Raw genomic sequence first — 13,939 nt, 5'->3', positions numbered from 1 at the left:
TTTTAGGGTGCTAGCGCGCCCGTACCGACCAGGGCGAGGATGACCACGCCGAGGCCGATCCGGTAGATCACGAAACCGGTGAACCGGTGCGTGGTGATGTACTTCAGGAACCACGCGATCGCCACGTACCCGACCACGAACGCGATCCCGGTCGCGAGCAACGTCGGCCCCCATTCGGCATGGTCTTCACCGCTGCCGATCTTCCGTACTTCCAGCAGCCCTGAAGCCAGTACGGCCGGGATCGCGAGCAGGAACGAGTACCGCGCGGCGGCCTCCCGCCGGTACCCGAGCAACAGTCCGGCCGTGATCGTGCCGCCGGAGCGCGATACGCCTGGAATCAGCGCCAGCGCCTGCGCGAACCCGTACCCGATCGCATGCCCCGTCGTCAGCCGCGTCAACGGCCGCTCGTCGGCACCGATCCGGTCCGCGATCCCGAGTACGATCCCGAACCCGATCAGCGTCGCCGCTACCACTCGCAGATCCCGGAACGCGGTCTCGATCTGATCCTGCAGCAACAGTCCCAGCACCGCGATCGGAATCGTCCCCAGGATCACGTACCACCCCAGCCGCGCGTCCGGATCACTCCGCCGCGACCGATCCGTCAACGACCGAACCCAGGCCACGACGATCCGCGCGATGTCCCGCCGAAAGTAGATCAGCACCGCGGCCTCGGTCCCCAACTGCGTCACCGCCGTGAACGCCGCCCCCGGATCGTCCCACCCGGCCAGCGCCGCGACCACCCGCTGATGAGCCGAAGAAGAAACCGGCAAAAACTCCGTCAGCCCCTGCACGATCCCCAGCACCACAGCCGAAACCCAACTCATCAATCACCCTTGCAATAGACCCACAGAACTCGCCGAGCCTACCGGTCCAGCCACCACCACCCCCCAACGCGAGTGGTTATCCACCGGTGTTGTGGGTTCTCCACCCGCATGCCAGTAGAGAACCCTCAAGGCGGGTGGAGAACCCAGGCGCGATGGTGGGCTACCGCCTCTCCCGAACCGGCGTTCCCGCAGCCGTGGCCGGAGCGTACGACGACCGCACTTTGAGAACCCCGCGCATTTTCGGCCCCTGACCTCAGCTGGTTGTTGCACATCTTCGGGGTTGTGCTGGTGCTGGTGCTGGTGCTGGTGCTGGTGTGTGACGACTGGGAGGTTGTGGCGGTGACCATTTGAGTGGTTAACCCGCAGATATGCCCCTTCGCAAGCGGCGTCCGCCCTGTGAACGGGCAAACTCGCAGGTTAACCACTCAAATGAGCCGATGCTGGTGGGGGCACAACCCGCTGGCCTGCAACGCGATGATCCCGGCAACGCGGAACTCACCCGAACGCCGCTGGACCAAATCCGCAGGACACCCTCCTAAGTCCCGGCACGCATCCGCAGCGTTACAGATCTTCGAAGATTTGCAGGAACCTGCCTCTTCCTGGCTCTGCGGGACCTCAGCGAATAGGGTCGGAAACGGCGCTGGCGGGGTCGGGGGACCCCAGGGTCCTGATTCAGGTCATCCACGCCCAGGGGGATCTCGTCATGCCCAAGTCCAGGTTGTCTTCCCGTGCCCGCCGTCGCCGGCTTCGAGCTGCGAGGCTCACCGCGATTCTGGTCGCGTTGGCTGTTCCGCTACTCGGCCTCGGTCCGGCATTGCCTGTCGCGCCGGCCGCGGCGGCTGATCCACCGGTGCCGCCGGCGGCGATGTCAGGCAAGGGGGAGACGAAGGCGCCGGCCCAGCGACTCGGTGCGGGCAAGTTGCCCGCACCGCTTCCGGCTGGGCAGAACCAGGTGCGGCCGCCGTCGTTGCGATCGAGGTTTCCGGTCACGGCCGCGAAGCCGGTGGATGCCGCGGCGGAACAGCCCGCGCCGAAGGCCGTGAAGGCGACACCGTCGAAGCAGGCGCAGGTGAAGGGCTTCGACAAGCAGTCGAGCCGGGAACTGCCGGAGAAGCGCGATCGGTTCTCGTAAACGTTTGTGAACGCCGACGGCAGTGAGACGAGCGTGCTGTCGCCCGCACCGCTGAACTTCCAGAAGCCTGATGGTTCGTGGGCCGAGATCAACGCGAATCTGCAGCCGCGCGAGGGCGGTGGCTGGGAGACGATCTCGACGGAGATCTATTCCTGGATCGCGGCGCAGGCGGACGGGGTTCCGGTGGCGGCCGTCGAGCTGGGTGACGGGCACACCGTAGGTTGGGGTGTGTCCGGCGCCGTGGCCGTGCCGGGCCAGGCGGCCGGCAGCAAGGTGATCTTCCCGGAGTTCCTGCCGGGCTCCGATCTGGAGCTGGAATCGCAGCCGCGCGGCGTCAAGGAGACGATCGTTCTCAAGTCGGCGACCGCGCCGCGTTCGTTCGTGTTCCCGCTGAACCTGAGCGCCAATCTGACCGCCTCCCTGGTCGGTCGGGACGTGGTGCTGACCGACGAGCACGGTACCGAGCGGGCCCGGATTCCGGCCGGCACGATGGAGGACTCGAACACGGTCGAGGTACGCGCGACGTCGAACGCGGTCGCGTACGAGTTGGTGACCGTTGACGGCCGGCAGGCGTTGAAGGTCACGGCGGACAGTGCGTGGCTGGATGATCCGGCGCGGGTGTTCCCGGTGCGGATCGACCCGACAGTGATTCCAACCGACCGCGTGAAGCCGAACTACGCGGTCAGCGCCGGTGTGAACGGTTCGATCAGTGGCGCGAGCGACCTACAGGTGGGTTGCCGTCCGGCGGCGGGCGCGACGAACTGTTCGTCAACGTCCGGGTGGAACGCGTTCACCTCGTTGTTGTCGTTCCCGAGTCTGGTGGACGCGTTCCGGTACGACACGATCGTCGCCGCGCAGCTGGAGGTGTACAACTACCAGGCCGACAGCTGCTCGTCACGTGCACTCGACGTGTACGGGGTGATGGAAGGGTGGCAGTCGACACCCTTGCCGAGTTTGAAGTATCCGGGTCCGCAGACAACGCCGTCGGTGGTCGCGGCGAAGAGTTTCTCGCGCGGCTACGTGTCGAACTCCACCGGGACGACGGCCTGTCAGCCGATGTACGACGCGCTGCCGTTCAACGCCGCCGGTGTCTCGTGGCTGCAGAGCCTGGTGGATGGTCAGCGATCGAACTTTGGGTTCGCGTTGTTCGCGAACCAGCGCTCGGACCGGTACTCGTGGAAGAAGCTGGCCGGCATCAACACCGCGAATCCACCCCGGCTGGCGGTGACGCACTCGCCGTACCACGCGTCGTACGCGTTCCGGAAGCAGAACCCGGCGGACTATGTCACGCAGGACAAGGCCGGCAAGTTCCCGATGACGATCACGAACCTTGGCGGGTTCACCTGGCAGCCGGGCAACGACTACATGAGTTACCGGATCTACAAGGGTGGCAAGCTGCAGAACTGGGCAGTGCTGAACACCCCGGTGACCACGTCGGTGCCGCACGGCGGAAAGATCAATCTGGACGTCGCGGTCAATCCCCTGCCTGGTAGCGCCGCCGGCGTCGACTATCAGCTCGAGTTCTCGATGGTGCATCGAGATACGACCGTGCATCGCTGGTACACCGACTGGGGCGTGGTGCCCGCGGCTCGGTTGATCACGATCCAGAACGTTCCACCGGTGGTGGATCTGTCGAAGGTCTGGCCGCTGAACGGTGCGCAGGCGTACTCGTTGACGCCGCAGGTGTGGGCGTCCGCGATCGACCCGGACGCGCCGGCGAACACGCTGAAGTACTCGTTCCGGCTGTGTGAGGTCGTCGGCGAGGACACCCATGTGGGGTGCTTCTTCAGTGGTGACTACACCTCGTCGAAGACGTGGATCGTGCCGGCCGGGAAGCTGGCCTGGAACCGTGAGTACCGGTGGGAGATCTACGTTCAGGACAACGACGGTTCGCATTCGACGGGTCCACAGATCGCGTTGTTCACCGACGTGCCGCAGCCGGCCATCACAGGGCATGTCGCCAACAATGACGGAAAGTCGCAGGACAAGCCGTACGATCCGGCGGTCGGGAACTACACGGCCTCGGCGCTGGACATCGTGGTGCCAGTCGCGGGTCCGGAGCTGAACGTCGCGCGGACCTACAACAGTCTTGATCCGCGCCGGGACGGCTTGTTCGGGGCGGGCTGGACCAGCCGCTACGACATGCGGCTGGTGCTTGAGAACAACGACAACGGGAACGCTCTCGTCACCTATCCGGACGGCAGGCAGGTCCGGTTCGGCCGGAACTCTGATGGCACGTTCGTCGCGCCGCGTGGATCGAAAGCAGTCCTGACCGCCGCCTCCGCCAACGGGCCGTGGACGTTGCAGATCGCACCAGGTACGAGGTACGAGTTCGCGGCCGGCACCGGGCGGCTCTCGAAGATCTATGCCACTCAAGGCAAACCCCTCGCCTTGACCTACCGCGCGGACGGAACGCTCGAGTCCGCGGCGAGTTTGGACGGCGCGGGCCGGAAGCTGTCGTTCACCTGGACGGCTGACAACAAGCACGTCGCGTCGGTCAGTACCCAGCCGGTCGGCGGGGCCGCGCTGACGTGGACGTACGAGTACGCCGGTGACGTGCTGACCAAGTCGTGCAACGGCGAGCAGAAGTGCACGACGTACGGTTCGGCGCCGGGCTCGCACTATCGCAGCGCAGTGCTGGACAGCAAGCCGGACGGGTACTTCCGGTTGTCCGACGATGGCACTGACACCAACGCCACCAACGAGGTGGACATCGCGCTGGACGACGGCTTCGGTACGTACGCCGGCGTCCAGTACGGGCAGAGCACTCCGTTGGCCGGTGCAGGCAATGCGGACAAGTCAGTTGCGTTCGCCGGAGCGGGCCGGGTCCAGTTGCCGAACGGTATCTCCACCCGCAGCCGTGACGAGGCAGTCGAGTTGTGGTTCAAGACGAGCGGGTCGACGAGTCAGCCACTGATCGGGTACCAGAAGGAGTCGTGGGGTAAGGCAACGACCGGTGGCATGCCGGTGCTGTACGTCGGCGCGGACGGCAAGCTGCGTGGTCAGTTCTGGCACGGTGCGGCGGCGCCGATGACGTCAGCGGGCTTGGTGAACGACAACCAGTGGCACCACGTCGTACTGAGCTCACTGGGCACGCGGCAGTCGCTGTACCTGGATGGCGTGGCGATCGGGACGATCACGCAGAGCGTGGTGGACCACGAGCAGTTCCCGGTCACCCAGATCGGTGCAGCTGTTGCGGCTGCGCCGTCGGCTTGGCCGTCCTACGGGACGCAGTCGGTCAAGTACTTCACTGGTCAGATCGACGAGGTGGCGCTGTACTCGCATCCGAACTGATCGGCAACTCCAAGGACCTGGTCCGCGATGTTCAGGTCACCGGTCCGGGCAACACGTCCTACATGTACGAGTACGACGCGCTCGGCGGCTGGCTGTTGCGTACTGGCCGGCCGCTCGCTGAGGACACGCAGAAGCCGTGGACTGCTGACACGACACCGCATTGGCCGGACGTCGGGTATGCGATCCGCAGCTTCACCCACGACAAGACCGGTCAGCTGACGAAGGTCACCAGTGAGATGGGTGGCGAGGTCAGCATGACCTACGACGCTCGTGGGAACGTGGCGTCGACGAAGACGTGTCGTGGTGCTGGTGGGACCGACTGCCGGACCGAGTACAGCGCGTACCACGCGAATACGATCTGGCCGCCGCTCGATCCGCGGTGGGACAAGTTGTGGGAGTTCCGTGACGGGCGTTCGTCGGGGCCGACCGACAACACGTACAAGAAGTACCGGAACATCACGGCTGCGGGGGATGTGGCGTCGGAGTTCGGTCCGGACGGTGGATTGAAGACGTACTCGTACACCGACGGGGTGCAGACCGGGCCGGACGGCAAGGCGATGCCGCCCGGGTTGCTGAAGACCGAGACGGTGAAGGTGAACGCGACGACGTCGGCGGTCACGCAGTACTTGTACGACCAGTTCGGTGGGCTCGTGCAGACAACCGTGCCGTCGGGGCTGGTGACGAAGTACACCTACGACGAGATCGGACGGAAGAAGACCGAGACCCAGATCTCGGACACCTATCCGAACGGTGTGACCACGACGTACGACTACGACAAGATGTCGCGAGTCACGGCGATCACCGGTCCGGTGACGACTGACGCGGTGACCGGTGAGCAGCATCAGCAGAAGGCCGAGCTGGAGTACGACGCCGACGGCAACGTGGTGAAGACGACGGCACGGGATCTGAAGACGGCGGACGAACCGCGGCTCACGACGCTGACGTACGACGACCGGAACCGGCTGGCGTCGACGGTCGATGCCGACGGCAAGCAGTCGCAGCAGGGGTACGACGATGCCGGGAACCGGACCTGGTCGGAGGACGCGAACGGGAACCGGTTCGAGTACAAGTACTCGGATCTGAACATGCCGACCGAAGTCTGGGACCTGAATCTCCCGGCCGATCCGAACAACCCGCCGACGGACGGTCCGCGGGAGGGGATCGACTATGCGGTCCGGTCGAAGACGCAGTACGACCTGGCCGGCCGGAAGCGGGCCGAGGTCGACGCGATGGGCCGGCTGGTCACGTACGACTACAACCTGGACGACACGCTCAAGACGAAGAAACTGGAGGGTTTCCACAACCCGGACGGGTCGACGCGGCCGTACGTGCTGGAGTCGAACACCTACGACAAGGCCGGGAACCGGGTTCAGGCGGTCACGGACAACGGCAAGTCCACGACGGCGTACACGATCGATGTCGCGGGGCGGGTCGGGACCGAGACGAGTGACCCGGCGGGGCTGAAGCGGAAAGCGACGTACGTGCATGACCTGGCCGGGAACGTGACCCGCCAGGAGAACACCGGCGACTGGTCGAACGCCGATATCGCCGGGCCGGCCGTGGTCGTTGACGCGACCAACTATGTGTTCGACGCGGCCGGACGGCGGGTGTCGCAGACGGTGGAGAACGCGGCGGGCAACCTGACCACCTCGTGGGTGTACGACCAGCGTGGGCTGACGACCGCGATGACGACGCCGCGGGGGAACGCGTCCGGTGCGGTGAAGGCCGACTTCACCACGGCGTACGTGAATGACGAACTCGGTCGGTTGATCAAGACGGTCGCGCCGAAGGTGAAGGCTGAGCAGGACGGTGGTATACCAACCGATGCGCAGCCGACCGCTCTGGTCGGGTACGGCGCGTTCGGGCAGGCGACGTCCTCGAAGGATGCCCTGGGCAACGTCACGAAGTCGGTGTTCGACAAGCTCGGCCGGACTGCTGAGGTGAGTGGGGCGTCCTACACGCCGCCCGGCGGTAGCGCGGTGACACCCAAGACGAGCTTCAGCTATGACGCGGTCGGGAACCTGTTGCAGCAGGTCGATGAGCGTGGCAACGCGACCCGGTTTACGTACGACCAGCTGAATCAGCAGGTGCAGGTGGACGTACCGGGCAAGACGAATGACGAGCGGGCGGTCACGAAGGTCACGTACACGCCGAATGGTGACGTGGAGTCGACGACCGATCCGCTGGGTGCGGTGAAGAAGTTCACCTACGACGATCTGGACCGGATGGTCACGTCCACGTCTGTGGAGCGGAAGCCGACCGCGGGGAACTTCGTGACGCGGCTGACGTACGACGACATGGACAACGTCGTGAGTGCGCAGTCGCCGTCGGGTGCGGTCGCGTTGAGCAGCTACGACACGTTGGGTCAGTTGACCAAGTCGACCGATCCGAACAACGTCGTTTCACAGTTGGGCTACGACTACGCCGGGCGTCAGGTGCGGTCGTCGGACGGGATGGGGCGCAGCAGCGTCGCGACGTACGACAAGGCCGGGCAACTGGTTTCGTCGAAGACCTTGAACTCGTCGAACGTTGCCCTCGGCACCACCGTGCTCGGGTACGACCTGGACGGCAATCTCGTTTCGTCGACACCGGCGTCCGGGAATCGCGCGTCGACGTACACCTATGACGCGCTCGGCCGGCTGCTCACGCAGACCGATCCGGTGTCGGCGAGCGACCAGGTGAACGTCTCGTACGGGTACGACGCGGCGGGCAACCGGACTCGGTACACCGATGGGCGGGGCAACTCGACCGCCTACACCGTGAACAGTTTGGGTCTGCCGGAGAAGGTGATCGAGCCGTCGACCACGGCGCATCCCGCGCTGACCGATCGGACCTGGACGGCGTCGTACGACGCGGCCGGGAACGCGGTTTCGCTGCTGTCGCCGGGCGGTGTCACTCGGACGCGCGTGTTCGACGCGGCCGGGCGGCTGCAGTCTGAGACCGGCGCCAACGCGGAAGCTCCAACTGCTGCCCGCAATCTGACCTATGACCTCGGCGGGCGGCTCGCTACCTCAAGTGCGCTGGATGGTGTCAACACCTACAGCTACAACGACCGTGGCATGCTGCTGCGCGCCGACGGCCCGTCCGGTACGTCGACGCAGGGCTACGACCCCTGATGGTCAGCTCACGCAGCGGATCGACGCCGCCGGTACCGCCGACTTCACGTACGTGAACGGTCGCCCGGCGACGGTCACCGACCCCGTCACGCGTCTATTGCAGACAATCGGCTACAACGCAGCCGGTCAATTGTCAACAATCGACTATGGCTCGGGCCGGGTCCGCACGATCGGCTACGACGCGTACGGGCGGATGAACTCCGACGTACTCAAGGCCGGCACTGCTTCGGTGTCGTCGATCGCCTACGGGTACGACGCCGACAACAACATCACCTCGAAGAACACCACCGGTGTCGCGGGCGCCGGCAACAACACGTACGCCTATGACCAGCTCGGGCGACTCACCTCGTGGACGAAGGGAACGACCACCACCGCGTACGGCTGGGACGCGAACTCCAACCGCAGCAAGGCCGGTACGAAGCTCGCCTCGTACGACGAACGCAACCGGCTCCTGGACGACGGCACTTCCACCTACACCTACTCACCCCGCGGCGCCCTGCGGACCCAGGCGACCACGACCGGCGGAACCACGACGACGGAGGCCTTCAGCTTCGACGCCTTCGACCGGATGATCACCCGCTCCGACCGTGACTTCACCTACGACGCGCTCGACCGCCCCGTCCAGGCCGGCACGGCCCGGATGCGCTACGCCGGCTTCAGCGACGAGGTTGTCTCCGACGGCACTCAGTTCTTCGGCCGCTCAGCCTCGGATGGCCTGCTCGCCGTCGGCTACGACACCACCAAGCGCCTCGTCCTGGCCGACCGCCACGGCGACATCGTCGCCGGCTTCGACCCCACCGACACCACCCTGTCCGCCGGCCTCCCCGACACCCGCACCTACGACCCCTTCGGCCAATCCACCAACGCCACCGGCCTCAAATACCGAGTCGGCTACCAAGGCGACTGGACCGACCCCCGCTCCGGCGACGTAAACCAAGGCGCCCGCTGGTACAACCCCTCCACCGCCACCTTCAACTCCCGAGACACCATCACCCACAACGCCGGCGCCACCAGCTCCGTCCAAAACCTGTACACCTACGCAGGCGGCAACCCCCTCACCTACAACGACCCCGACGGCCGCCGCCCTATCGATCCGGGCGGTGGCAGTACCAACTGCACACGCGATCTGAGCAAAGTGATCGGCTGGATGTGGGCGGGCGAGGGCTCGGACTCTAAGACACCGATCTACGGGGTCAAATGTGACCCGCCAAAGCCCCCGCCTCCGCCAGTCAAGCCCGAATGCCCAGGATCTAAGGACTGCGAGCCGAAGTGCCGAGGAGGTGGCAAGAACTGCCCGCCACCGATCACGGATTGCAAGAAGAACTGCGATCCGCCGCCACCCACTCGCTGTAAGAAAGACTGCGGCCCGAAACCGCCTCCGCCGCCAGTCTGTGATCCCCAATGCCAGCTCAACAAGAAGATCAAAAACGAACGCGATCAGCTGGAACAAGACGCCCAGAACGTCAATCAGCCGCCACCCGGCGACCCGGTCTGCGCCTCCGGCAACCCCCTCTGCCCAACCAACCCCACCACCCCCGCCACCATCGTCGGCCCCCAAGGCGACCTGACCAACGAAACCAGCGCCTGGTCCGACCAGCAGTACAAAGACGCCCTGAACAAGTACGGCTCGGTGATCTCCAGCGTAGGCACCACGGGCGACTACAACTGGTTCAACATGGGCATCGGCGGTGGCCTGAGTTCCACCAACAACCCGGCTTGCGAAGTATGTGCTGGCGGTGGTGCAGGCGGCTGGGGCGGAGGCCGCGGTGGCGCCGGAGGCGGAAGCCGCGTCATCGAGCCCGGCGGCGGAGGAAGCGGCAAGGGGGGACGTGGCGGGCTTCCTGCGATCGGCGAACCCGGCTGTGGGTGCACACCGCAGATTGGATCGCGAGTTGCACCCCCAGGGAGAGAACTTCTCTATGGTCAGGAGCTACCGACCGGCGTTGGGCGCTTCCGAGTTGACCCGAGCGGTGTTGCCACTGACATCCGTCCGCTTGGCCGTGGTTCGACTGGCCGAGCCCTTCCGGAATCGCTGTCCGAACAGGTCGCAATGAAGTCGGCGATGTCAAATCCAGGTGGTGGTCGTGCCTTGCCGATCAGGATGACCGATCCGCGCTGGCCGGCGGAGAGCGGATGGGTGAAGATGTCGCAGAACGTCAACGGCGTTGAGATTCATTACGTCGCGAACACTCGGACGGGTCAGGTCGACGACTTCAAGTTCAAGTGATAGAAGTGTTTATATGAGAGTGCGATGTGTGGCCACTGAAGGACGCGATCTTCCTGCGGAATACTCAGGTTTGTATTTTACTCGAGATTCGAGGTTCGATCTTGTTCTCGCAGCCGAATACGATGTGTTTGGATTTGCCCTCTATAACTCCGGGTTGATCGTACTGATTGTCGACTCAACAAATCTTCCCAACTGGTATCCAATTGATATGTTCGAGATTGAGGATGGTCGGATTCCAGCAGGGTGGTCGTTTTCCCCTCGAGCTGGCGGTACGGCTGGCATGGCTGCGCTCTGGGGGTACAGCCGACTTGCTGGCGACGAGGCATTCAGCGAAGCACTGACGGTGCATGAAGACGCTGCCTTGACTGTTTTCTGGGACGAAATCGTGCCACTGACTGTCAAGCCGGCAGACGGTCATTCGTGAGAATCTGGTCCAACCAGTAAGTGGATGAGGGCATGCTGAGAGGTGTTTCGAGTGGACGGTGAGGCTCACCATCGGCTGGTCTGGCGTAGTCGCGCCAACCTCATTGCTGGCCCCGCTCGGCGACCTTTGGGCGACTGGCGGGCAATAGTGGATCAATGGTCCATTATTGATAAGTTTGTCGCCTGGCGGTCCGGTTCGATCTGAGTAGCGGCGAATGATCCCGACGGTTGTGCCCGTTATGCGAGGTGTCGACCGGTCCGGGTATCTCGCTGACGTCGTGCTGCGTCGTGGAAGTCGGCGCTGGAATCTTACGGTCTATGATGCAACGCGGCTGCAGCAAGAGGTTCTGGATGAGATTTCCCGGTCTGGGGGATGTGCCTTGTCTTCTGTTCTCGTTGTGCCAAGAGTTACGCGAGATAATATAACTTCAGCATTGTCGGAGATTGCCAAGGCTGACTTCGAAGATCTTGCCTAGGCGTCGCCTGACGGGCCGCTGCGCGGATGCGCTGGGTCCTCGATCTGGGCGGAGGGCCCTTGGCGGTTGGTCTTTTGGGGTCAGAGGAGTAGGTGGGTCACGAAGAGGGTGAGGGTGAAGGTGAGGAGGGCGGCGGCGTAGACGAGGGGAGCCGGCCAGTGGGGGGTTTGGGTGGTGGGGTGGGAGGCGGTGGCTAGGGATTGGGCGAAGGAGTTAGCGGTTGGGGGGCGGGTGTTGGGGTTGGGGCTTAGGGACTTGGTCAAGAGGTCGATGACCTGTGGGGTGACGCCGGGGATTTCGGGGGTGGGGCGGCGGGTGAGGGGGCGGCCGCGCGTCAGGCGGGGGGAGGGTCGGCGCACGCGCGATGCCGGGCCGTGGGGTGATGTGGGGTTGGTGTGCGTGAGTGCGGTCGGGGTCGGGTCTGGGCGGGTGCCGGTGAGGAGTTCCCAGGTGACGACCGCTAGGGCGTAGACGTCGGCTCGGGTGTCGTAGGTGCCTTGGCCGGCGGCTTGTTCGGGGGCCATGTACGCGGGGGTGCCGGTGGTGAGGGTGAAGCAGGAGGCGTCTTCGAGGCGTTTGGCGGTGCCCAGGTCGGCTACCAGGACGCGGACGGGACTGACGGTCTGGTCTACGAGGAAGTTGCTGGGTTTGATGTCTCGGTGCATGAAGCCGAACTCGTGGAGGACGTGGACGGCTTCGGCGGCTTCGGTGGCGATTCGCAGGGCCTCGGAGGGGTCCAGTTTGCCGAGCAGGTCGGTCAGGGTTCCGCCGTGGATGTAGTCCATGACGAAGTACGGGCGGTCGCCGTCCACGCCGACGTCGTGTACGCGGACGACCCGCCGGTCTTCGATCCGGCGCAGTAGCCGGGCCTCGGTGAGGAAGCGTTCGCGGACGTCGGCGTGGTGGATCCAGTTGTCGGCCAGTACCTTCACCGCCACCGCGGTGTCGAACTCGGGGTCGTATCCCTTCCAGACGGTGGCGAACGCGCCCGAGCCGATTCTGTGATCCAGCCGGTAACGCCCGAGACCTCGCACGGCTCTATTGTGACAGTCGGCGATCGAGACGAGCGGAGACGACCAGCTTGGCGTACGAGGACGGGGCCCTGGACCGCTGGGTAGAGCTGGCTCAACAGGGCGACGAGGCGGCGCTGGACGAGGTACTGATCCGGATCCGGCCGATGGTGTTGCGCCGCTGCACGAGATTCCTTCCGCACCACGCGGATGCCGAGGACGCGGCACAGGAAGCGCTCTTGATCATCAGCCGAAAGTTGACCTCGTACACGGGCCGTGGCTCGTTTGCCGGTTGGGTGACCGTGATCAGCTCGAACGCCGCCCGCGCGACGTACAGGTCGCTGCGAGATCGGGCCGACGCGCTCGGCGTACTGGACACCGTCCCCGAACCGCCGGATCCGCGGACGACGAGCGTGATCGCGGGTACGCGCCTGGATCTGCTCGACGCGCTGGATGAACTCGAGCAGCGGCATCCCGCGCTGGTCGAGTCGTTCATCCTCCGCGACCTGGGCGAGCTCAGCTATCAAGAGATCGCCGACGTCACGAAGACCGGTCTGGGTACGGTCAAGGACCGGATCCACCGGGCGCGGAAGTTCATGGAGCCGCGACTCCGGTCGGATGCTTCGCGGCGGTCATGAGGCCGCGTACGGGGATGTTCGTGATCGGCACCGCCGCGGTGCTGGGAGCGGTGGTGGGCGCTGTCGCCCTCCCGGACCCGGGCACGTCGGCGGCTGAGCGTCCTGCTTCGAATGGAACGACTCCGGCGCCGCCTGGTCAGGCCAGCTCGCCGCGGCCAAGCAGTTCAAGCAGCCAGAGCAGTTCGAGCAGCCCGAGCAGCCCGAGTACTCAGGGCGTGTCTGTTGATGGTCCGGTAACCAGCGCGAACATGCTCAGCAACGCGGACCTCGCCGGCGTCGGACTGACGGCCAGTCCGCAGCCGCCAGACATACGGCTCGAACTGGTTGGTTGCGACAAGCTGCAGACCCTGGACGACATCGCACTCAGTGGACCGCCTGTCCAGCGAGCGTGGGAAGGCGAGGCAGTCAGCGTGTACGAGCAAGCGGTTGCTGCCCGCGACGAAGACGAGGCCGCACAGGTCGCTCGGCAGGTACTCAGCAAGCTCGAAGCGTGTCAGAAGCGGCCGGCCGGATATTGGGTGTACGGAGCGACGCACAGCGAACGGATCGATCGGGCGACAACCGCCAGCTGGCTCGGACAGATCGACGGGTCGTTCAACACCGCCGGGCGGGCGCCGAAGGTCGAGAAAATCAGTGGGGGTACGGCAGTACTGCGCCGGGGGAACCATGTTGCGGTGCTGGGAATCAACTGGTGTGTCAGTGCCGGTGATGAGGCTGCGTGCGTCGCCGCCGGCGGCGATGCTGGTCGGCAACTCGCGGAACTGAGCCGACGAGCGGCGCGCCGCCTCGGCTGACAGCC

9 protein-coding genes are annotated in these 13,939 nt (G+C 65.2%); 7 read left to right on the top strand and 2 right to left on the bottom strand.

Features of this window, described 5'->3' with window-relative positions; genetic code table 11:
- Positions 1 to 2: 2 nt before the first annotated feature.
- Complete coding sequence (locus HDA44_RS18645; protein ID WP_184836154.1) at positions 3 to 824, bottom strand: undecaprenyl-diphosphate phosphatase; 822 nt, start codon at positions 822 to 824, stop codon at positions 3 to 5.
- Between the two features lie 703 nt (positions 825 to 1,527).
- Between HDA44_RS18645 and HDA44_RS18640 the strand changes: the two genes are divergently transcribed.
- From HDA44_RS18640 to HDA44_RS18620, 5 genes are read left to right on the top strand one after another with little or no spacing between them, the layout of a single operon-like run.
- On the top strand, positions 1,528 to 1,956 hold the full coding sequence (locus HDA44_RS18640) for a hypothetical protein (protein WP_184836152.1): 429 nt from the start codon (positions 1,528 to 1,530) through the stop codon (positions 1,954 to 1,956).
- Between the two features lie 33 nt (positions 1,957 to 1,989).
- Entirely contained in the window at positions 1,990 to 5,250 is a 3,261-nt protein-coding gene (locus HDA44_RS18635; protein WP_184836150.1) for a DUF6531 domain-containing protein, read from the top strand.
- Positions 5,169 to 8,366, top strand: a complete 3,198-nt coding sequence (locus HDA44_RS18630; protein WP_184836149.1) for an RHS repeat protein — start codon at positions 5,169 to 5,171, stop codon at positions 8,364 to 8,366. The genes HDA44_RS18635 and HDA44_RS18630 overlap by 82 nt, the downstream gene beginning before the upstream one ends.
- Positions 8,367 to 8,418: 52 nt before the next feature.
- A complete protein-coding gene (locus tag HDA44_RS18625) occupies positions 8,419 to 10,593 on the top strand; it encodes an RHS repeat-associated core domain-containing protein (protein WP_184836147.1) in 2,175 nt (724 codons plus the stop codon).
- Positions 10,594 to 10,621: 28 nt separating this feature from the next.
- The gene (locus HDA44_RS18620; protein WP_184836145.1) at positions 10,622 to 11,017 is read left to right on the top strand and encodes a hypothetical protein; all 396 of its coding nucleotides are present in this window, start codon (positions 10,622 to 10,624) and stop codon (positions 11,015 to 11,017) included.
- A gap of 555 nt (positions 11,018 to 11,572) precedes the next feature.
- Here HDA44_RS18620 and HDA44_RS18615 read toward each other — a convergent pair.
- A complete protein-coding gene (locus HDA44_RS18615) occupies positions 11,573 to 12,526 on the bottom strand; it encodes a protein kinase domain-containing protein (protein ID WP_184836143.1) in 954 nt (317 codons plus the stop codon).
- Between the two features lie 47 nt (positions 12,527 to 12,573).
- Here HDA44_RS18615 and HDA44_RS18610 point away from each other — a divergent pair, with 47 nt between their 5' ends.
- Together HDA44_RS18610 and HDA44_RS18605 are read left to right on the top strand one after the other, a co-directional pair.
- Positions 12,574 to 13,140 carry an RNA polymerase sigma factor gene (locus tag HDA44_RS18610; RefSeq protein ID WP_184836141.1) on the top strand — a complete coding sequence of 189 codons (567 nt, stop codon included), beginning with the start codon at positions 12,574 to 12,576 and terminating at the stop codon, positions 13,138 to 13,140.
- Between the two features lie 215 nt (positions 13,141 to 13,355).
- Complete coding sequence (locus HDA44_RS18605; protein WP_184836138.1) at positions 13,356 to 13,934, top strand: hypothetical protein; 579 nt, start codon at positions 13,356 to 13,358, stop codon at positions 13,932 to 13,934.
- The last annotated feature ends 5 nt before the right edge of the window (positions 13,935 to 13,939 follow it).

The organism is Kribbella solani (assembly GCF_014205295.1).
Classification (GTDB): Bacteria; Actinomycetota; Actinomycetes; order Propionibacteriales; family Kribbellaceae; genus Kribbella; species Kribbella solani.
Note: the sequence above shows the minus strand (reverse complement) of the source record. Positions and strands in the feature narration are given on the sequence as shown.